Source organism: Paenalicyclobacillus cellulosilyticus, assembly GCF_014647315.1.
GTDB classification, from domain to species: domain Bacteria; phylum Bacillota; class Bacilli; order Alicyclobacillales; family Alicyclobacillaceae; genus Alicyclobacillus_J; species Alicyclobacillus_J cellulosilyticus.
Map to the genome: position 1 here is coordinate 1 of NZ_BMOY01000013.1, position 20,040 is coordinate 20,040.

Genomic DNA, 20,040 nt, shown 5'->3' on the forward strand with positions numbered 1-20,040 from the left:
CGGCGGGGGCCGGTGCGCCATCCGCGGGGACCGGTGCGCCCGCACCTGCGGCAGGCGCTTCGGCGCGCGCGGCGTCGGCTCCGCCCTCCGTGCCGCCGCTTGCCGCGGAGCCGCCGCGGGAGGAGCGGGTGCGCATGTCGCGCCGGCGCCTCACCATCGCCCGCCGCTTGGTGGAAGCGCAGCATACCGCCGCCATGCTCACCACGTTCAACGAGATCGACATGAGCGCGGTCATCGAAATCCGCAAGCGCCGGCGGGATGCCTTTAAGGAGAAGTACGGGGTGAGCCTTGGCTTCATGTCGTTTTTCACCAAGGCGGTCGTCGGTGCGCTCAAGCAGTTCCCGCGGCTCAACGCCGAAATCGACGGCGAGGACATGATCATCAAGCACTACTACGACATCGGCATCGCGGTGGCGACCGAAAACGGCCTGGTTGTGCCTGTGGTGCGCAACGCAGACCGGCTCACGTTCGCGGAGATTGAACAGGAGATTGACCGCCTGGCGAAGAAGGCGCGGGCCAATGAACTGACCCTTGCCGATCTCGCCGGGGGCACGTTCACCATCACCAACGGCGGGGTGTTCGGGTCCCTGTTCTCGACGCCCATCCTCAACGCACCGCAGGTGGGCATCCTCGGCATGCACAAGATCCAGGAGCGCCCGGTCGCCGTCAACGGACAGGTCGAGATCCGGCCGATGATGTACGTGGCGTTGTCGTACGACCACCGCATTGTCGACGGGGCGGAGGCGGTCAGCTTCCTGGCGAAGGTGAAGGAGCTGATTGAGAATCCGGAGACGCTGTTGCTCGAAGGTTGACCGCTGCCGCGACGCCGGCGGTTGCAGCGCGCAGCTGCTCTAGGGCGCGCTGCACTTCCGCAATCACGCTCTGGTACTGTGCTCTGTCCCACGCGTTGTACGACGGGTGCGGCACGCCGTGGATGACCTGCCAGCGCGGCCCCATGACCCCCGCAAGCCGGAAGAACTTCTGGGCGAACCGGCCGCACGGCACGACCACGCACGGCCGTTCCGCCAGCGCCAGCAGCTTGTCCCGCAGGTACTCGACCATCGCCGCCTGGACGGCGTTGAGCAGCGGATCGCGGTAGTCGTCGCGCTGGTTGTCCTCCCGGATGCGGGCCAAGGCGGAAAGCCAGTCGCCGTACTGCTCGTGGACCGACCGGTCCCTGTAGGCCGCGGGTTGCAACGGGATGTTGGAGACGTTCATGAGGCCGATGCAGTCGAGGCTCGGCCGGTTTTTTTGCTCGAGGAGGTTCTTTTTCACCAACAGCCCGACCGGGAACTTGGCGTACGCCTCGCCGAACAGGTGTTTGGACATGGTCGCGCCGGACGCGCCGGCCACCGGCGCGCGGTACTTGAGCTCTTGCACATGGGGCGATTCAAGCAGAAAGATGAGCCGGGACTTAGGCCCAATGAGGTCAGGGACCTCGTACGACTGCATCAGGTGCTGGCGCACCTCGACAAACAGAGACTTCAAGTCTTCCGCCGCGCGTGCGCGGCCGTCTTGGACTGCCATGCCGTGTACCTCCCGTTCAACGACATTGTAGCAGACGACGCCGCGGCGTGTGCGGTTTTTTGGGTGACCGCGCGCAGTGTTTCTGCGCGTTGCGGTCTGCGGTGAGCCGTGCTATCGTAATCATGGAGCCGCGCGGCGGGTTGCCCCGGCGCGGCACCGCACCACCCCATCGTACGGGAGCTCGCGGAAGCGGGCTGAGAGGATAGCTAATCCGCTATCGACCGTCGCACCTGATCTGGGTAATGCCAGCGAAGGGAACGCACATGCCAATGGCTACACCTTGTGTGCACGGGCGTGTCGCTGTAGCGGATGCTTGCGGCGGCAGCCTATCCCTCCCTGCTCGCGGTCTGTCCAGGTCCCAGGTGCAAAACACGACCTAGGGAGGACGGATCCGAATGTCTCACTCCACGCGCGACGTATCCCCGTCTTCGGCAGCGTTTGCATCCACTATCCCGGCCGACACCGCGGACGCACCGCACCTGTCCGTCGGCGTCGAAGACCGGTTGCCACCATGGCGTACCCTGTTGCATGGGATCCAGCACGTGCTCGTCTCCAACTGTTGGCTCGATCCGGTGTTCGTCGCGGCGATGATTGGCCTGCCGGCGGCCATCGCCTCCAACATGGTGAACGCCATCTTCATCGCGGCCGGCATCGTCACCTTGACGCAGGCGACCCGTCTCGCCCGCCTGCCGATTGTGCAAGGCCCGTCGGCGGCGTTTGACGCCCTGATGATCGCCGCCGGCAAGGCGAACAACCTGGCTGCGGCGGCCGGCGGCATTTTGGTGAGCGGCGCCATCATCTTCCTGCTCGCGGTTGCAGGCGTCATCCACCGGTTGCGCCGCCTGTTCACCCCCGTCGTCTCGGGCAGCGTCATCACGGTGGTGGGCCTTGCGCTCTCCGGCTTCACCCTGTCCGAGTTTCTCGGCGGATCGCCGGGGACGCCCGGCTTTCTGTCGGCGCAAACCCTCGCCATGTCCGTCCCGACGGCGCTCGTCGTGCTCTTGTTGTCGCTGTTCGGCCGCGGGGCCTGGCGTTCGTATGCATTCCTCATCGCCCTCGTCGCGGGGGATGTCATCGGTGCCCTGCTCGGCCGCACCCACTTCAACGCGGTGGCCGGCAAGGGATGGCTCGGCTTGCCGCGCGTGTTCCCGTACGGTTGGCCACAGTGGCACTGGGCGACATTCGTGACGTTTTTCATCGCGTACATCGTCGCGGTGATTGAGGCGCTCGGCGTCTATCAGGCGGCCGCCGAGATGACCGGGGTGGATCTCGACGCCCGCCGCATCCGCAACGGGTTTGCGGGCGAAGCGGTCGGGTCGCTGCTCTCGACGGCCATCGGCGGCTTTCCCACCACCGCTTATGCGCAGAACGTGGGGCTGTTGCGCATCACCGGCGTCGGATCGCGCCATCCGGTGGTCGTCGCCGGCGTCCTGTTTCTCATCCTCGGCCTGGTGCCCAAGGTGGGGGCGGTGCTGGCCGCCACGCCCGATCCGGTCGTCGGCGGGGTGTTTCTGCCGGCGGCGGCGTCGCTTGTCTACTCGGGGATCTCCATCCTCTTGCGCATGGAGCGGACGGAGGTCAACTACACCATTGCCGGCTTGAGCATTCTGTTGGCTGTGGCCCTGCCGCAGAGCGTGGCGGGCATGTCCGGGGCGGCCGCACAACTGTTGTCCAACAGCGTCCTGGTCGGTGCCGTGACGGCCATCGGGCTGCAGGTGCTCTTGGTCTACGTGCCGCGGGCACTCGGTTGGCGAGGGGGGAAGGGCGGTGCGTCCCGAGTCGCAGCGCGTGGTTGACGAGGTGCTGGCGTACATGCATCGCTTCGCGGGTGAAACGAGTCTTTCCGCTGTCTGCGACGAGGCGTTCGATGCATTGGCGCGGCGCATCTTCGCGTATCAATTCGAACACAACCCCCTCTACCGCCGCTATTGCCAGGCACGGCGGCGCACGCCCCATACCGTGCGGCGTTGGCAGGACATCCCGCCCGTGCCCATCCAGGCGTTCAAGGAGGGCGTGATGTCGGTCGAACCGCCGGAGGAGGCGGTGGCGGTGTTCATGACCAGCGGCACCACCCGCCCGGACCGGCGCGGACGCAACTTCCATCCGTCGCTTGCGGTGTGGGAGGCGTCGATGCGGACCGGCTTCCGGCGCTTCGTGCTCCCAGAGTCCGCCGTCCCGGGCGGGCGGATGACGATGTTCGTCCTCTCGCCGGGGGACGACGAGATGCCCAACTCCTCGCTCGCCCACTACTTCACGGTGGCCGTGCAGACGTTCGGCCGCGCGGACAGCCGCTTCTTCTTCCGCGCCGGCCGGTTGGACGTCGATGCGTTCCTGGACGCCGTCGCGGCAGCGCACGCGGCGGCGCAGCCGGTGATGGTGCTCGGGGCCACCTTCGCCTATGCCCACGTCGTCGACGCCCTGCGCGCGCGGGGCGTGCGGGCCGTGCTGCCGCCGGGGAGCCTCGTGTTCGACACGGGCGGCATGAAGGGGCATGGCCGCGAGCTTCGCCGCGAAGCGTTTCACGCCTGGATGGCAGAGTGGTTCGGGGTGACGGCGGATCGCTGCATCAACATGTACGGGATGACGGAATTGAGCTCCCAGTTGTACGACCAAACCCTTTGCACGAACGGCACGGTGCGTGACAAGACCGGCCCGGCCTGGGTGCGCACGCTCATCCTCCATCCGGATACGCTTGTGCCGCTGCCGGAGGGGGAGACGGGCGTCATCGCCCATTACGATCTCGCCAACTGGAACGCGGCGGTGGCCATCCTCACGGAAGACCTCGGCGTGCGCACGCCGCACGGTTTCGAACTCATCGGCCGCATTGCGGGCAGCGAGGCGCGCGGGTGTTCGGCGGCCATCGACGAGGTCCTGCAGGCGGCGCGGGAGACGGCGGGGGATGTTCGTGGCTGAGGGACGCGCAGGCTGGCTTGCCGCCGAGGGGGTCATCCGCCTGCCCTTGTGGGTGGTGCCGCCCGGCGTGGATCTGACACCCGGGCGCACGGTGGCCGTGTCCCTGCCTGGATCCGGGGCGGGAGGGGATGCGCCTGTGCGCGTCGAACTGGTGTATCCGGAGGTCACGCCCGCCGCGATGGCTGGTTTGGCGGCTGCCGTGCGCAAAGCCTGTGCCGCGTCGCTGGCGCGGCTGAAGACGGCCGAGGTGGTCGATTGGATTGACGCGGCGGTCGCCCGTTGGCTCGACCCGGATTACCTGCCGCGCCAGTGGGCGGAACGGCTGCTGCCTCTGCTCACCGGATACGACGCGGAGACGGTGCGGCTGGAATTGAAGCGCTTGTTGCGCACCTTTCGCCGCAAAGAGCTGTGGCGGTTCCTCGACGCCGACTTTGCGAATCCGGATGTGCTCGACGCGTTCCGGCCCGGACCGGCGGGGGGATGGGTGCGCGCCTTGGGGCCGCGTCTCTTGGTCCACTACCTGTCCGGCAACGTGCCCGGGCTTTCGGTGTGGAGCCTGGTGATGGGCTTGTTGGTCAAGGCAGGAACCATTGCCAAGCCGGCGTCGGGCGAGCCGCTCATGGCCGTCTTGTTCGCGCGCACCCTCGCCGACATCCGCCCGGACCTCGCCGGGGCACTCGCCGTCGTGCCTTGGCGCGGCGGGGACGAGGCGGTGGAAGCGCCGCTGTTGGCGCAGGCGGACGCGGTGGTGGCATACGGTTCCGATCAGGCGGTCGCCGCGATTGCCCGGCGGGTCCCGCCGCACGCGCGCTTTCTCCGCTACGGCCATCGGATCAGTTTCGCCGTGATCGGCCGCGAAGCGTTGGCACCCGACCGGTACGCCGACACCTGCCACCGCCTGGCGGACGACATCTGCGTCTACGATCAACAAAGCTGCATGTCGCCGCAGGTGGTGTTCGTCGAGCGCGGCGGGGCGGTGGCGCCGGCGGCGTTCGCGGCGCTGCTCGCCGCGGAGATGGAACGATACCAGGTGCGGCGGCCGCGCGGTCCTGTCGCGGCGGAAGAGGCGCTCGCCATCCAGTCGTTTCGCGGTGCGTTTGCGTTTTCCGGTGCGGAGGGCACGCGCGTCTTCGCGAGCACGGACGACACGGCATGGACGGTGGTGTACCACGAGGAACCTGGTTTCGCACCCACCCCGCTCAACCGGAGCGTCCACGTCCATGCGTGCGACGATGTCGTGACCGCGGTGGAGGCTGCGGCGCCGTACCGCCCGTACCTGCAATCGGTTGGGGTGGCCATTCATCCTGCGCGGCTCTTTCCCCTCGCCGAGCGGCTTGCGGAGCTCGGTGTCAGCCGGATTGCGGCGGTGGGGGAGATGACGCGGGCGATGGCCGGATGGCACCACGATGGGCGGCCCAATTTGGCGGACTTGGTGCGGTTTGTGGATATCGAGCCGTCGGCAGAACGATGGGCAGAAAGGCTGGATGCGGATGTCGAATGGGACGGTGCATGATAAGATGGCGCACGAAGCCACGGAGATGGCGCATGAGCCGGGGATGGCGCATGAGCCCACAGTGCAGTCCGCAACGAGTCAAGGTTTTATGGCGCCGGGATTGCGCGGCAAGGTTGTGTTGGTGACCGGAGCGAGCCGCGGCATCGGGCGCGCGGTCGCGTTGGCGTTCGCGGCGCACGGCGCGTTCGTCGCCGTCAACTACCTGTCGCGCGCCGATCTCGCCGCCGCCGTGGTGGACGAAGCACGCCGCCTCGGCGGGGACGGCATGGCGGTGCAGGCGGACGTCCGGCAACGGCACGCCGTGGCCCGCATGGTGGCCGAGGTGGTGGCGGCGGCCGGGCGGATCGACGTCGTGGTCAACAACGCCCTCACCAACTACCGGTTTGATCCGAAACAACGCCAACTGGCCTGGGAGACGGGATGGCCGCAGGTGGAGGCCCAGGTGGCGGCGAGCCTTGGCGCGGTGGTGCATATGGCGGAGGCGGTGCTGCCGTATATGCAGGCACAGGCGAGCGGGCGCATCATCCATATCGTCAGCAACCTGGTGGACTTTCCGCTGGTGCCGTACCACGATTACACGGCGGCGAAGGCGGCCGTCGTCGGGTACTCGCGGTCGCTCGCGGCGGAGGTCGGCCGGTTTGGCATCACCGTCAACTGTGTGGCGCCGGGTTTGACGGTGCCGACCGACGCCAGCCGTCCGACGAAGGAAGACGTGCGGGAACAGGTGATCCGCCTGACGCCCATGGGCCGCCTGGTCACCCCGGACGACGTGGCGGGCGCGGTGTTGTTTCTCGCCTCCGACTGGGCCAGGATGGTGACCGGCCAGTGCCTGCGCGTCGACGGCGGATTGGTGATGCGGGACTAGCCCCGTCGTGTCCCGGCGCGTCGCTTCTATGCGTTCTTCACAATCACTGACTCCAACACGTCCGAGACGTCCTCGCAGCGGTCGGTCACGTCCTCCAGGATCTCGTACAGTTCTTTGTATTTGATGATGGTGACGGCGTCCCGGGTTTCCGCGAACAGTTCGCGCAACGAGTGGCGCAACAGCTGGTCCCCGTGTTTCTCCAATTCGTTGAGCTTGCGCGTATGCTGCTGGATGTCGAGGAGCTTGCGGGCGCGCAGCTTGTCCATGGCGGCCAGGATCTCGGCGGCCGATTCGCGGATGGTGGCTGCAAACTCTTTCATCACCGGCGTGGCGCTCGGGATTTGGTACAGGTCGAAGCGGACGGTGCACGCTTCCAACCCGTCGACGATGTCGTCCAGTTTCACCGCGAGTTGGAGGAAGTCTTCCCGCTCGAGCGGCGTGATGTACGTGCTGTTGAGCAGCGTGACCAACTCCGCAATCAGGGTGTCCCCTTTGGTCTCGTGCTCCTTCACCGCTTTGGCCAACGCGGCGGCGTGCGAGAGGTCGGCGAGGTTTTGCTCGAACAGGACCGCGGTCTGGCGCAGGTTGTCCGCAATCCGCACCAAGTAGTCGAACAATTGATCGCTCCGCTTTGCCACGGCAGACGGCTCCTTTCCCCACGGCTGGAGGTGCATCCAAGGTCTACAGTATACTGGTCTTTATCGGAGAAGTCATGTGGAGGGGACGCGGGTGGACAGCCGTGCGCAGGCCATCACCGACATGACCTTGGTCGACCTGGTCTCTGCAGTCAAAGCGCGTCACATCTCGCCCGTGGAAGTGGTGGCGGCGGTGTTGCGCCGCATCGAGGCGTGGCAACCGCGGGTGAACGCGTTCATCACCGTCTGCGCAGAGGCGGCCGTCGCCAAGGCCAGGGTGCTCGAGCAGCAACTGATGCGGGGCGGCGCCCACGGCGCTCTGTTCGGCGCGCCGGTGGCGGTCAAGGACATCGTCTACACTCGCGGCGTGCGCACGACGATGGGATCGCGCTGGTATGAAGACTTCATCCCGGACGACGATGCGGCGGTGGTTGAGCGCATCCGGGCCGCGGGCGGCATCGTCATCGGCAAGGTGAACACGCATGAGCTGGCGTACGGGCCGACGGGCGACTGTTCATGGTTTGGGCCGGCGCGCAACCCGCATGACCCCGCGCGGATGACGGGCGGGTCGAGCAGCGGATCGGCCGCGGCGGTGGCGGCCGGGCTGTGCCATGCTGCGGTCGGGACGGATACGGGGGGCTCCATCCGCATCCCGTCCGCGCTGTGCGGGGTGGTGGGCATGAAACCTACGTTCGGCCGCGTGAGCACCTACGGTGTCCATCCGCTGGCGCCGTCGCTCGATCACGTCGGTCCGCTGACCCAGTCGGTCTTGGACAACGCGGTCTTCCTCAGCGTGTTGGCCGGGTACGACCGGCGGGATGGGCAGAGTGCCCGCCGGCCGCCGGAAGACTTCACCCGCGGCGTGGGTCGGCCGGTGGCAGGTTGGCGCGTGGGATTGCCGGAAGGCGAATGGTTCGAGTGCCTGCACCCTGATGTGGCGGGTGCGGTGGACCGGGTGGTGCGGATACTGCAAGACCTGGGCGCCCGCGCGGTCCCGGTGGCGTTGCCGCCGCTTGCCGAGATGGTGTGGGCGCTGGATGTGGTGCAGCGGGCGGAGGTGTTCGACCGGTACGAATCCGTGCTTGCGGCGCGCGGCAGTGACCTTCATCCCGAGGTCCGTGCGCGCATGGAACAGAGCGCCCACCCGCGCGGCTATGAATACGTACGTGCCAAGCGTATGCAAGAGGTGTTCACGGCGGCAGTGGAAGAGGTGTTCGCTGCGGTCGACGTCCTTCTCATGCCGGCGGTGGCGGTGCCGGCGCAGCCGCTGGGTGCGCGGGAGGTGGAACTTTGCGGCGAACGACGGCCGCTTGTGGCGACGCTTTTGCTGCGCACCCGTCCATTCAATCTCACCGGGCATCCGGCATTGGCGCAGCCGTGCGGATGGACGGCGGACGGACTGCCCGTGGCCGTACAGTGGGTGGGCCCGCGTTTTGGCGAAGCAAGGTTGTACCAAGTGGCGCACGCTGTGGAACAAGCGTTGCCCCAACATGGACGGAGGTTGCCGTCATGCCTGGACCTGCCGACACCATGACGGTGCTCATCGTGGACGACGAACCGGCCATCCAGACCTTGGTCGCTTACAATTTCACACGCGCCGGGTTTGTCGCCGAGACGGAAGCGGATGGTCTCCGCGCGTACGAGCGGATCCGGGAGGAACCGAACAAGTATCGGATCGTCATCCTTGACGTGATGCTGCCCGGCCTTGACGGCATGGAGGTGTGCCGCCGCCTGCGCCAGGACCGCATCTACGTGCCCATCATTCTGTTGACCGCGCGGGACGAGGAGATTGACCGTATCTTGGGCTTGGAGATTGGCGCCGACGACTACGTGACCAAGCCGTTCAGCCCGCGTGAGCTCGTGGCCCGCGCCAAAGCGGTGCTGCGCCGGGTGGAGGCGCCACCGGAACAGGCATCGCCCCGGGATGAGTTGGTCATCGGCGAGGTGCGCATGGACTTGGCCCGCCACGAGGTATGGGTGCGAGGGCGGCGGATCAACCTGACGCCGAAGGAGTACGAGTTGTTGCAGTATTTCATGTCGAATCCGGACCGGGTGCTCACGCGGGACCAGCTGCTCGACCGCATCTGGGGGTACACGGTCGCCACCGACACCAGGATGGTCGACGTGCACGTGTCGCACCTGCGGGAGAAAATTGAGGCGGATCCCAAGTCGCCCGTCTACCTGCGCACGGTGCGCGGGGTCGGGTACAAATTCAGCTCGGCGGGCCCGGACGGCGACTGAGCGGGGGATGAGGCATGGGGGTTTGGGTGGCGCTGTGCGCCGGCGCGGCGTTGGGGGCGCTGGCTGCAGGGGCGGCGTGGTACGGGGTGTGTCGCGTTCAACGCGGTGCTTTCGCGGCGGCGCTCACGGCGCTCTGGGCTGCGACGGGCGGCCAGGCGCGCGAAGACGGAGCCGTCTCCGGCGGGCGGGCGTTTTCGAACCGGTTCGCATGGCTGCGGATGGGTGCGCGCGCGCGGCGGTTGGCGGAGTTGGCGGCCGCCGCGCAAGAGCAGGTGGACAGCCTGCGGCGGGAAAGGGACGTATTGGTCGAGATCCTGCAGCGCATGACCACCGGGGTGGTATACCTGGATGCCCACGGCCAGGTGCGCTTGATCAATCATGCGGCGGAACGCATGTTCCGGCGGCCGGCGGCCCAGTGCGTCGGCGCGGAGCACTGGGCGGCCATCGGCCATTACACGCTGTGCACCATGGTCGACCGGGCGCTTTTGTTCGGCGAGCCATGGCAAGGGGAGCTCCAGCTGCGGGACGACCTGCGGGTGATGGCGCACGTGGTGCCGCTGACGCTCGATGCTTCTCCGCACCCCCTGGCCCGCCATGCGCTCGTCCTCGTCAATGACGTCTCGCAATGGCATCGGCTGGAGCGGATGCGCAGCGACTTCGTCGCCAACGTGTCGCATGAACTGAAGACACCGATTACCGCCATCCGCGGCTTTGTGGAGACACTGTTGGAGGGAGACGTGGATCCGGAAGCGGAACAGGAATTCCTGCGTGTCATCCTCGACGAGGCGGTGCGGATGGAAGCGCTCGTCGCCGACTTGCTCACCCTCTCCAAGCTGGAGGCGGAGGACGCACGGGTGCAACTCGAACCGGTGCCGCTCGCGGAAGTGGTGCAATCGGCGCTCGTCCGCGTCCAAGGCGAGGCGGCGCGGCGGGGGCTCGCGGTGCGTGCGGAAGGCGTCGAAGGGATCACGGTGTGGGCGGACGAGGGCCAGTTGCTGCAGGTGTTGCTCAACCTGCTCACCAACGCCATCCACTATACACCGGCCGGCGGCGAGGTGCGGGTGTACGCGGAGCGGTTGGTCGACCGGGTGAAGGTCCACGTGGTCGACACGGGCATCGGGATTGCCCCGGAGCACCTGCCGCGGATCTTCGAGCGGTTTTACCGGGTCGACAAGGACCGCAGCCGCCTGACCGGCGGTACAGGGCTTGGGCTGGCCATCGTCAAGCACATCGTCTCGCTCCACGGCGGCGAGGTGGGGGTGGCGAGCGAGCCGGGGAAAGGGTCGGATTTTTGGTTCACCCTCGCGGCGCTGGACCCGGCGTGAAGCGCCACATGCTTCCGACCTGTCGCTCGCGGCTCCGTCTCAGCCGCGCGGCGCCGTCACCGGTGTTGGGTGTACACCTCCGCCTTGATCCAGCTGCGGATCTGGGCCAATTCTTCCGCGGTGAGTTCTGGTGCGCCGGCCGCGCCGAGGTTCTCCTGGAGTTGTTCGATCCGGCTCGCGCCCGGGATGACGGTCGCCACCGCCGGGTGTGCCAGGGCGTAGCGGAGAGCCGTCTGCGCAAGCGTCCGGTTGGGCAGGGTCAATCCCTGCAGCCGTTCCACCAAACGCAGAATTTCCTCTGGCGTGTGCCCGAGATACGCGGGCACATCCACGTCCGGCTGCAAGGTGCGCGCGGACAAAAGACCGCGTGCGACCGGGCCGCGGGCGATGACCGCGATGCCGTGACGGGCCAACAGGTCGAGCATCTCTTCCTCCGGTCGTCTGTCGAGGATGCTGTATTGCATCATCACGCTGACCATCCGGGATTTTGCCACCCAGGTGCGGATGACGTTCGGCCGGATGGAGGAAATGCCGTACCAGCGAATGACGCCCGCTTGTTTCAGTTCCTCAAACGCCTCGATGGTCTCGTCCACAGGGTCGTCGATGGTTCCGCCATGCAGCTGGTAGAGATCGATATAGTCGGTGCCAAGCCGGCGCAGGCTCTCGTACACCGCCTGTTTGATATACGCCTTGGACGGGTCCCAGTCCCAACCGCTGCCGTCCGGCCGCCAACGGTTGCCCACCTTCGTCGCCAGGATCACTTTGTCGCGCCGGTCCTTGAACGCCCGGCCGACCACCTCTTCGTTACGGCCGTGTTGGTAGAGATCGGCGGTGTCGAAGAAGTTGACGCCCGCATCGAACGCGGCGTGCAGGATGCGGATGGCTTCCGCCTCGTCTGCGGGCAATGACATGCAACCCAGGCCAATTTCGCTCACGTACAGGTCGCTCGGGCCGAGTTTGCGGTACTTCATCACGGATCGCCTCGCTCTCAGGGGCATTGTACCATAGGATGGCCATGGGATGAGGATGGACAAGTCATGGCCCGACGGTGACGAGGGTGCCGTACGTGGTGTGTTGCCAAACAGCCTGCGCTTGCGCGACAGGCAGTTCGACGCAGCCAAGGCTCTGTGGATACCCGTACTCTTTCCGAACGAAGCCGTGGATGGCACAGCCGCGGTAGAAATAGCTCACCCAAGGGACGCCTTCGTCCCGGTAGGAGGTGCCGTCCGGGGTGTAGCCCGTCATGGTTTGGGCACGGTAACGCAGGTAGATGGGCCACGTACCTTGCGGCGTCGGGGCGGCCGGGATGCCGGTGTTGGCAGGGCTCTTGTCCAACCAGCGGCCAGCTTCCCAGAGGGAGAGGGTTTGCGGCAGGTGAAGGGAAACGTAAACGTACGCATATGGGCGCCGAACCTGGCGCTGATGCGCCAAGTCGTCGGCCAGTGCACCCCAGACCAACGGTCCGGCCAGTCCGTCGACGGCGAGGCCGTGACTTGCCTCAAACGTCATCACCGCGCCTTGCACCATGACGGAATATTCGCCGGGAGACCACAAACGGCGCAGGGAGGCAGGCACGTTCGCGTACCGCCAACGGAATTGCCCGGGCAGCGGCGCCGCGATGGTTCGCAACTGCGCTGCGGCCGTCTCCGGTTCGGGGGCGGAGGGTGTAAAGGAAACGGGCAAATAGCCGAGTTCCGCCAACGCCTGTTGCAGGCGCAGGACGGCTGGCGAACGCTCACCCGGGTGCAGGACGGGGACGGGGGTGGCGGCTGGGGCGGGAAATCCCGCAGCGAAGAAAAACAGGGAACCAGCAAACAGGGAACCTGCAAACAGGGAACCAGCGCAAAACGATGCATGAATGCGAGACGCGCGCAGTCTGACAGGCATCGACGGAACCCCCGTTTCGTTCCAAGCGCGGCAAACACTCAATCTCCATACGTATGCACCGTCATGTGCGAGGATGACGGCGCTGTGCCGGCAGGGGAACAGGGCGGCGTGGCGAATCTTTTGCAGAGGTTCATCACCAGGGAACGCAGGAGAAGGAGTGACGCGGATGCAAGCGCTTTTAGGGATTGATGTCGGCACTTCCGGAGTGAAGGTGGTGCTGTTTGACGAGGCTGGCCAGCCGCTCGCCGGTGCGCTGCGGGATTACCCTCTCTATCAACCGGCTCCCGGGTTTACGGAACAGCAGCCGGAGGAGTGGTGGGCGGCGACGGTCGCCGCCATCCGCCACGTGATGGCGGCCTCCGGAGTCCGCCCGGAGGACGTGGCCGCCGTCGGATTCTCGGGACAGATGCACGGGTTGGTCTTGCTCGACGGGCAGGGTCAGGTCATCCGGCCGGCCATCCTGTGGAACGACCAGCGGACGAAGGCGCAGGCCGACTGGATTGCGGCCCACGTCGGGGTCGAGCGGTCCATCGCGTGGACGGCCAATCCGCCGCTGCCCAACTTCACCGCCACCAAACTGCTCTGGGTGCGTGAACACGAGCCGGACCATTACCAACGCATCGCCCACGTGCTGCTGCCCAAGGACTATATCCGCTTCCGGCTCACCGGCGAGCTGGCGTGCGATGTGTCGGACGCCTCGGGGACGCTGTTTTTCGATGTCGCAGCGCGCCGGTGGTCGGACGAGATGTTGCAGGCGCTCGGTGTCCCGGCCGCTTGGCTGCCGCCCGTCCACGAATCGCATGAGGTGGTCGGCCGTGTGTCACCCGAGGCGGCGGCTGCGACCGGCCTTGCGACGAGCACCTTGGTGGTGGCCGGCGCGGGTGATCAGGCGGCGGGTGCGGTAGGCAACGGGATCGTGGAACCAGGCGCCGTCTCGGCCACCATCGGCACTTCGGGGGTCGTCTTCGCGTTCACCGACACCATTCTCAAGGACCCGCTCGGACGGTTGCACACGTTCTGCCACGCGGTCCCGGGCGCCTGGCACGTCATGGGGGTCACCCAGGCGGCGGGCGGATCGATGCAGTGGCTGCGCAATCAGTTGGGACAACTGGAGACGGCGGCCGCGGGATTGCTCGGCATCGACGCGTACGAACTGTTGACCCAAGAGGCGGCCCAGGCACCGGCGGGATCGGAGGGGTTGTTGTTCCTCCCTTATCTGAACGGCGAGCGAACACCCCACCTGAACCCGGCGGCCAAAGGGGTCTTCTTCGGTCTCACCAGCCGCCACCAACGGGCGCACCTGATCCGGTCGGTGATGGAGGGTGTGGCTTACAGCCTGCAGGACTGCCTGGCGCTGATTGAGGGGCTCGGCATTCCGGTCGGTGAGATCCGTGCTTCGGGCGGCGGGGCGCGCAGCCCGTTGTGGCGGTCCATCCTCGCCAACGTGTTCGGCAGGGCGGTGACCACCATCCACGCCAATGAAGGGCCGGCGTTTGGGGCGGCGCTTCTGGCCGGTGTCGGCGCCGGGATCTATCCATCCGTTCAGGAGGCGTGCCGGCGGTTTGTCCGCACCGTGGGTGCCGTCGAGCCGGACCCGCAGGCGGTGGCGGTATACGCCGCGTACGGTGAAATCTACCGCAGTTTGTACCAGGCGTTGCAGGGCGAGTTTCGCAAGGTGGACGACTTGGTGCGCCGTTTTCACGGCTGATGTGCGATGGCGCCGCGGCGAGCGCCGCGGCGCGAGGGGGGGAACGCGGGTGGAAATGCAAGGCTTCATGGGGCGGCTGTACGACATCATGGACTGGTTCACCCGCCTGCTCTGGCTGCAGGTGCTGTGGATGGCATTCAGCCTGCTCGGGTTGGTCGTGTTCGGGCTTGCGCCTGCGACGGCCGGGATGTTCGCCGTCGCCCGCAAGTGGGTGCAGGGGCAGACGGACGTCGGGGTATTCCGCACGTTTTGGAGCTCGTACCGGCGGGAGTTCATCCCCGCCAACCTGCTCCTGTACCTGATGGCAGCCATCGGGGGCGTGTTGGCGGTGGATCTGTGGTTCTTCCGCCACCACCAAGGCCTATGGTACGCGGTCATGAACCTGGCGGTGCTGTGCGTCCTCCTGGCGTACTGCGTGGTGTTGGTGTACCTGTTCCCAGCGTTCGTGCACTACCAAACGCGGTTGCTCGGCTATCTGCGGATTGCGTTTGCCCTCGGCATGGTCCAGCCGTTGCGCACCATCTTGCTGCTTGTCGCCTTGTTCGTCATGGTGACCATGGTGCGCGGGCTCATCCCCGCGTTCAGCATCAGCACATGGGCGGTCATCATCATGTGGGTGGCCTATGGCGCCATGCGGAAGGTGGAGGCGCGCGCGGTCGGATCGCCGGAAGCGGCCGGGGCCCCGGTTGACCGGGAGCACGGCGGCGCACAGGACGGCACTTGACGTTCTCCCCAGCCCTAAAGGGCGGGGATTCTTTCTCGCTTATCGCGAGCTACACGAGCACGCAGGTGCGGACGCCACCGCACGCCCGTGGGGGACGCCATCACCCCAACTACTGGGCCTTGGCCCAGATACTTGCGCCGTATGTTGATTGCTCCGACACCATCTCGGTGAAAACGGAACCCACAGACCGAACAGGTATACTCTCGCCCTCGGGGTTTGTAGCGACTTCCGCATCGCGGGCATTCCTGGGAGGTGTATGCCTCATCCTGGATAACCACCCGCATCCCAAGCTGTTCGGCTTTGTAGGTGATCAGCCAGCGAACCATCCCTGTTACCATCTGGTGAATTCGCTGGTTGGCTGCAGGCCCGTATTCCACACGCCTCCGGAGATCCCGCACATCGCCAATCACCACCGTCTGCACGCCTCTCTCGTGGAGCGTGGAGACCAAAGCGGTGGTCTGCTTGTGCAGAATATCCCGGATTTGATGTCCGAGTTTGCGCAGTTGCTTCCGTTTGCTTCGCTGCAGCTTTCGCCAGCGGCGAGACCCCTTCCGCATCCGCGACAGCTTCGCGGCAAGACGGGCTTTGAGTTTGTTCTGATACTGTCGTTTAGCCCGAAGTTCCCGCCCATTGTATATGAGCGTTTGCGCCCCGTCGTGGACCACGGCCAGATGAATCTCTCCCAGGTCTACCCCGGCTACGCCTCCTTCCGCTACGGGATCTGCCGCCGGTCGGGAGTACACGGCCCGCAGTTCATAATCCGTGCCCGTCCGTCCAACCCAGTTCGACCAAAACAGGGGTTTCCCAGGCCCATGGCACGACCAGCGGAGCATTTCCGCGCCCGTTGGAGAGGATGAGATTTCCATTCTGAACCCGGATCGCGGACGATTTCCACTGGACTCGAAAGTAGCGCCGCAGACGAAACGGTGGTTTGGCTTGTGGATCTGTTTTCCGACGCTCGCGCCAAGATTTGAGAGCGGCATAGAAACTTTGCACCACTGCATCCGCGCTGTGGGCGTGAAGTTGGTACGACGTGTGCCATCGCATCATGGATGACGGCTTTAACCAGACACCGCGCTTGCGAACGGTGCGCCAGAAATCCACGACGACACGGGGATACAAACCTCCAGCCGCTCGCGCCAGGGTATCGAGTTGCGGAGTGGGGGTCAAGCGCAGTCGCCGCACCTCATACCGATTTTTGGTTTTCGATGTACTGTTTGATGACAGCAAGCGGCGCACCCCTACGGTGGAGACAAAGTAAGTGTTGGTCCACAACGACGGCAACCGATTCCTAAGCCACGGAAATTCTTGACGCAGGATTCTCGACGACCGACCTTTCATTTATTTAACCAATCGGTGGATACCAAACTGCGGATCCACTTCCACAAGCAAATGTACGTGGTCCGGCATGACCTCCATTTCGATGATTTCAGCACGGCGTTCATCCGCTACGGCTCGGAGAATTTCCTTGAGCCGTTCATCTATACCGTCCACCAGAACCTTTCGGCGATACTTCGGGCACCAAACAACGTGGTATTTGCATGAATACACAACGTTTCGATTGGATTTGTACTTCATGGAAATATTATATCTCACAAAGATATCTAATCAAAAAGACTAGGCCGCCTTATCCCCAGGGCTGAAGCCTGGGGCTTGCGGCGGCCGTGCTTTGGTCATCGTAAAAAACCGGGTGTATTCGTTTCGAATCGTATCCAAATCGGCGTGCGGGCTCGCAGACGCGGCGCAGACGCGCGTGCGGGTTTGTCTGCTTCGGCTGCGCGCGTGGGGATGCGAAGGCGCTTTCCGCTATACTGGCGCTGGGGAGGTGCCGGAAAGGCACCTGGCGCAGCGCCGGATTCTCTGCGGCGGGCAGGACCGGCGTGCGCGGACGCAACAAGGAGGAGAGCCGGTGGCGGAGCGCATCGGATTCGGCATCATCGGCGGCGGCGTCATCAGCCGCACGCACGCGGACGCAATCCTCAAGACGGAGGGCGCGCGCCTGGTCGCGGTCGCGGACATCGTGGAGGCAAAAGGCCGGGCCATGGCGGAAGTATACGGAATTTTATGGTACCGCGACTACCAGGAGATGTTGGCACGCCCCGACATCCAGGTGGTCACCATCGCGACGCCGAGCGGTCTGCATGCCCAGATGGCCATCGACGCGGCGCGCGCAGGCAAGCACGTGGTGGTGGAGAAACCGCTCGACGTCCAATTGGACAAGGCGGACGCCGTGATTGCGGCCTGCCGCAGGGCGGGCGTGAAGTTGGCGGTCATCTCCCAGCACCGGTTCGACGCCGCCACACAGGCGGTGAAGCGGTTGTTGGATGCAGGGCGGCTCGGCCGGTTGGTGCTGGGCGAGGCCCAGATGTACTGGTACCGTTCGCAAGGGTATTACGACAGCGGCGCGTGGCGGGGGACGTGGGCGCTCGACGGCGGCGGGGCCCTGATGAACCAGTCCATCCACAATGTGGACGTGCTGCAGTACCTCATGGGGCCCGTCGAGGAAGTGTACGCACACACCGGGACGTTTGCGCACGAACGGATTGAGGTGGAGGACGCGGCCGTGGCCACGCTGCGCTTCCGCAACGGTGCCTTGGGCACCATCGTCGCCACGACGGCGGCCTACCCTGGGCTGCCGGTGCGGATCACCGTCGTCGGCAGCGAGGGCACCGCGGTCATCGAAAACGACACGCTCGCCCATGTGTACGTGAAGCCGGCAGCCGGTGACCACCCGTACGGCGATCCAGCCGCCGTCGATCTGCGCGACGACCCCGGGGTCATGCCGCCCGAACTGGCCGCGCGGTTTGACGGCACGCACCGGGTACAGTTCCAGGACATGGTGGACGCCATCCGGGAGGGACGCGATCCGCTCGTGGACGGGGAAGAGGGGCGCAAGCCGCTGGAGATCATCCTCGCCATCTACGAGTCGGCGCGGATGGGCCGGCCGGTGCGGCTGCCGTTGCGACGCCCGGCGGAGGAGGGAGTGCGCGTTGGCGAATCTGTTTGACTTGCACGGCAAGGTGGCGGTCGTCCTCGGCGGCACCAGCACGCTCGGCGGCGCCATCGCCGCAGGCCTCGCCGCGCATGGCGCCAAGGTGGCGGTGGCCGGGCGCAACCGGGGAAAGGCGGAAGCGGTGGTTGCGCGCATCCGGGAAGGCGGCGGGGAAGCCGAGGTGTTCCTCACACAGCCCACCGACAAACAGGCGCTGGCCGAGCTGGCGTCGGCGGTGCAGGCGTGGGCCGACGGTTGCGACATCCTTGTCAACTCGGTGGGCACCAACTCCTCGACACCCTTTTTCGAACTCACGATGGATGAGTGGGACCACATCATGGCCGTGAACCTCAAGAGCGTCGTCCTCGCCTGCCAGGTGTTCGGCGCCCTGATGATGGAACAGGGGCGCGGCGGCAGCATCATCAACATCTCCTCCGTCTCTTCCGATCCGCCCTTGTCCAAGGTGTTCACCTACTCGGCTTCCAAGGCCGGGGTCAACAGCGTGACCAAGTACCTGGCGCGCGAGTGGGCGCCGTACGGCATCCGCGTCAACGCCATCATCCCCGGGTTTTTCCCGGCGGAGCAGAACCGCAGCATCCTCACGCCGGAACGGACGGAGGCCATCTTGCGCCACACGCCGATGGGCCGCTTCGGCAGCCCGGAGGAGCTGCAGGGCACGGCGGTGTGGCTCGCATCGGAGCGGGCGTCGGGGTTTGTCACGGGCGCGCTCATCCGCGTCGACGGCGGTTTCGGCGCCATGACCATTTGACCGCGGTGCGGGGACGGAGTGGCGCAAGAGGCCTGCCGCCTGCGCTTCCCGCCGCGCCTGCCATGCACCGCACATAAGGAGGAACCGACGGTGAAACTGGCCTATTCCAATCTCGCCTGCCCGGAGTGGCCGCTGGACGAGGTGATGCGCCGCGCCGCGGCGTACGGCTACGCGGGCGTCGAACTGCGGCTGTACGAAGGGGAGGTCATCCCGGCGCGGCTGCCGGAAGGTGTCGTGCAAGCCATCCGCGCCGCCGCGACAGCGGCGGGCGTGACCATCCTCGGCATCGGGGCGTCCACCCGCTTCGCGATGGCAGATCCCGGGGAACGCCGCCGCCAGGAGGACGAACTGCGCGCGTATCTCGATCTCGCCGCCCGCCTGGGGGCTCGGTTCGTCCGCACCTTCGGCGGCCAGATGGAGGGGGATGCGGCAGACTGCATCGCCCGTCTCGCGGAGTCGCTGGCGCGCGTGGCCGAGGCGGCGGACGCGGCCGGGGTCGACATCCTGCTCGAGACGCACGACGACTTCTCGCCCTCGGCACGGGTCCGCGACGCGCTGGCCGCGGCGCGCCATCCGCGCCTCGGTGCGCTGTGGGACGTGCACCACCCGTACCGCATGGGGGAGACGCCGGCGGAGACGATGGCGAACCTATCTCCCTGGCTGCGCCACGTGCACATCAAAGACGCACGCCGCCGCGGTGACGGCTGGGACTTGGTGCCACTCGGCGCAGGCGAGGTCCCGGTGCGGGAGATCCTGCGGGCATTGCGCGCCGCCGGTTACAGTGGATGGTTGTCGGTCGAGTGGGAGCGCAAGTGGCACCCGGAGCTGCAACCGGCCGAGGAGGCGCTGCCGCAGCATATCACGGTGCTGAGGGCGCTGTGGGAGGAGACCGGCGGCGAAGCCACCGGCGGCGTATAAGACGGGGGTTCAGCCGGCGGTTG

18 protein-coding genes, 1 pseudogene and 1 riboswitch are annotated in these 20,040 nt (G+C 66.3%); of the genes and pseudogenes, 13 read left to right on the forward strand and 6 right to left on the reverse strand.

Annotated features, from left to right (window positions below):
* The coding region (gene sucB, locus IEX97_RS05555; protein ID WP_188881638.1) for a dihydrolipoyllysine-residue succinyltransferase at window positions 1-812 on the forward strand (812 nt) is incomplete at its 5' end.
* Here the strand turns inward: sucB and IEX97_RS05560 are convergent.
* On the reverse strand, window positions 748-1,527 hold the full coding sequence (locus IEX97_RS05560; RefSeq protein WP_188881639.1) for a uracil-DNA glycosylase family protein: 780 nt from the start codon (window positions 1,525-1,527) through the stop codon (window positions 748-750). The two genes, sucB and IEX97_RS05560, sit on opposite strands and share 65 nt — an antisense overlap.
* A gap of 163 nt (window positions 1,528-1,690) precedes the next feature.
* Window positions 1,691-1,801, forward strand: a riboswitch (TPP riboswitch).
* Window positions 1,802-1,922: 121 nt separating this feature from the next.
* Here IEX97_RS05560 and IEX97_RS05565 point away from each other — a divergent pair.
* The 4 genes from IEX97_RS05565 to IEX97_RS05580 are packed head-to-tail and all read left to right on the forward strand — an operon-like array spanning window position 1,923 to window position 6,818.
* Window positions 1,923-3,323, forward strand: a complete 1,401-nt coding sequence (locus IEX97_RS05565) for a solute carrier family 23 protein (protein ID WP_188881641.1) — start codon at window positions 1,923-1,925, stop codon at window positions 3,321-3,323.
* Complete coding sequence (locus IEX97_RS05570; RefSeq protein WP_229776453.1) at window positions 3,295-4,440, forward strand: LuxE/PaaK family acyltransferase; 1,146 nt, start codon at window positions 3,295-3,297, stop codon at window positions 4,438-4,440. Before IEX97_RS05565 ends, IEX97_RS05570 begins: the two co-directional genes overlap by 29 nt.
* Window positions 4,427-5,953, forward strand: coding sequence for an acyl-CoA reductase (locus tag IEX97_RS05575; protein WP_188881642.1), 1,527 nt, complete (start codon window positions 4,427-4,429; stop codon window positions 5,951-5,953). The genes IEX97_RS05570 and IEX97_RS05575 overlap by 14 nt, the downstream gene beginning before the upstream one ends.
* The gene (locus IEX97_RS05580; RefSeq protein ID WP_229776455.1) at window positions 5,925-6,818 is read left to right on the forward strand and encodes an SDR family oxidoreductase; all 894 of its coding nucleotides are present in this window, start codon (window positions 5,925-5,927) and stop codon (window positions 6,816-6,818) included. Before IEX97_RS05575 ends, IEX97_RS05580 begins: the two co-directional genes overlap by 29 nt.
* Window positions 6,819-6,844: 26 nt before the next feature.
* Here IEX97_RS05580 and IEX97_RS05585 read toward each other — a convergent pair whose 3' ends face one another.
* On the reverse strand, window positions 6,845-7,456 hold the full coding sequence (locus tag IEX97_RS05585) for a DUF47 domain-containing protein (protein WP_188881644.1): 612 nt from the start codon (window positions 7,454-7,456) through the stop codon (window positions 6,845-6,847).
* 91 nt (window positions 7,457-7,547) lie between these two features.
* On the opposite strand from IEX97_RS05585, the gene IEX97_RS05590 reads away from it, so the two are divergent.
* Genes IEX97_RS05590 through IEX97_RS05600 form a run of 3 tightly spaced genes read left to right on the forward strand, consistent with a single transcriptional unit; the run spans window position 7,548 to window position 11,019 of the window.
* Window positions 7,548-8,987: an amidase gene (locus IEX97_RS05590; RefSeq protein ID WP_188881645.1), complete on the forward strand. Its 1,440-nt coding sequence runs from the start codon at window positions 7,548-7,550 to the stop codon at window positions 8,985-8,987.
* Window positions 8,963-9,694: a response regulator transcription factor gene (locus IEX97_RS05595; protein WP_308426187.1), complete on the forward strand. Its 732-nt coding sequence runs from the start codon at window positions 8,963-8,965 to the stop codon at window positions 9,692-9,694. Before IEX97_RS05590 ends, IEX97_RS05595 begins: the two co-directional genes overlap by 25 nt.
* Before the next feature lie 14 nt (window positions 9,695-9,708).
* Complete coding sequence (locus IEX97_RS05600; protein ID WP_229776457.1) at window positions 9,709-11,019, forward strand: ATP-binding protein; 1,311 nt, start codon at window positions 9,709-9,711, stop codon at window positions 11,017-11,019.
* 56 nt (window positions 11,020-11,075) lie between these two features.
* Here the strand turns inward: IEX97_RS05600 and IEX97_RS05605 are convergent, their stop codons facing one another.
* Window positions 11,076-11,990 (reverse strand): aldo/keto reductase, encoded by a 915-nt coding sequence (locus tag IEX97_RS05605; RefSeq protein WP_188881646.1) that lies wholly within the window; start codon window positions 11,988-11,990, stop codon window positions 11,076-11,078.
* Between the two features lie 64 nt (window positions 11,991-12,054).
* Complete coding sequence (locus tag IEX97_RS05610; RefSeq protein WP_188881647.1) at window positions 12,055-12,906, reverse strand: L,D-transpeptidase family protein; 852 nt, start codon at window positions 12,904-12,906, stop codon at window positions 12,055-12,057.
* Between the two features lie 166 nt (window positions 12,907-13,072).
* Here IEX97_RS05610 and xylB point away from each other — a divergent pair, with 166 nt between their 5' ends.
* Window positions 13,073-14,614: a xylulokinase gene (gene xylB / locus IEX97_RS05615; protein WP_188881648.1), complete on the forward strand. Its 1,542-nt coding sequence runs from the start codon at window positions 13,073-13,075 to the stop codon at window positions 14,612-14,614.
* A gap of 55 nt (window positions 14,615-14,669) precedes the next feature.
* Complete coding sequence (locus IEX97_RS05620) at window positions 14,670-15,338, forward strand: YesL family protein (RefSeq protein WP_229776470.1); 669 nt, start codon at window positions 14,670-14,672, stop codon at window positions 15,336-15,338.
* Window positions 15,339-15,352: 14 nt separating this feature from the next.
* On the opposite strand, the gene IEX97_RS05625 is transcribed toward IEX97_RS05620, so the two are convergent.
* Window positions 15,353-16,342 (reverse strand): RNA-guided endonuclease InsQ/TnpB family protein, encoded by a 990-nt coding sequence (locus IEX97_RS05625; RefSeq protein ID WP_308426188.1) that lies wholly within the window; start codon window positions 16,340-16,342, stop codon window positions 15,353-15,355.
* A 182-nt stretch (window positions 16,343-16,524) separates the two neighbouring features.
* Window positions 16,525-16,916, reverse strand: a pseudogene (gene tnpA / locus IEX97_RS05630) (IS200/IS605 family transposase).
* A 331-nt stretch (window positions 16,917-17,247) separates the two neighbouring features.
* Here tnpA and IEX97_RS05635 point away from each other — a divergent pair.
* From IEX97_RS05635 to IEX97_RS05645, 3 genes are all read left to right on the forward strand, one after another.
* Window positions 17,248-18,345 carry a Gfo/Idh/MocA family protein gene (locus IEX97_RS05635; RefSeq protein ID WP_229776459.1) on the forward strand — a complete coding sequence of 366 codons (1,098 nt, stop codon included), beginning with the start codon at window positions 17,248-17,250 and terminating at the stop codon, window positions 18,343-18,345.
* Window positions 18,329-19,099 carry an SDR family oxidoreductase gene (locus IEX97_RS05640; protein ID WP_188881650.1) on the forward strand — a complete coding sequence of 257 codons (771 nt, stop codon included), beginning with the start codon at window positions 18,329-18,331 and terminating at the stop codon, window positions 19,097-19,099. The genes IEX97_RS05635 and IEX97_RS05640 overlap by 17 nt, the downstream gene beginning before the upstream one ends.
* A gap of 90 nt (window positions 19,100-19,189) precedes the next feature.
* A complete protein-coding gene (locus IEX97_RS05645) occupies window positions 19,190-20,017 on the forward strand; it encodes a sugar phosphate isomerase/epimerase family protein (RefSeq protein WP_188881651.1) in 828 nt (275 codons plus the stop codon).
* The last annotated feature ends 23 nt before the right edge of the window (window positions 20,018-20,040 follow it).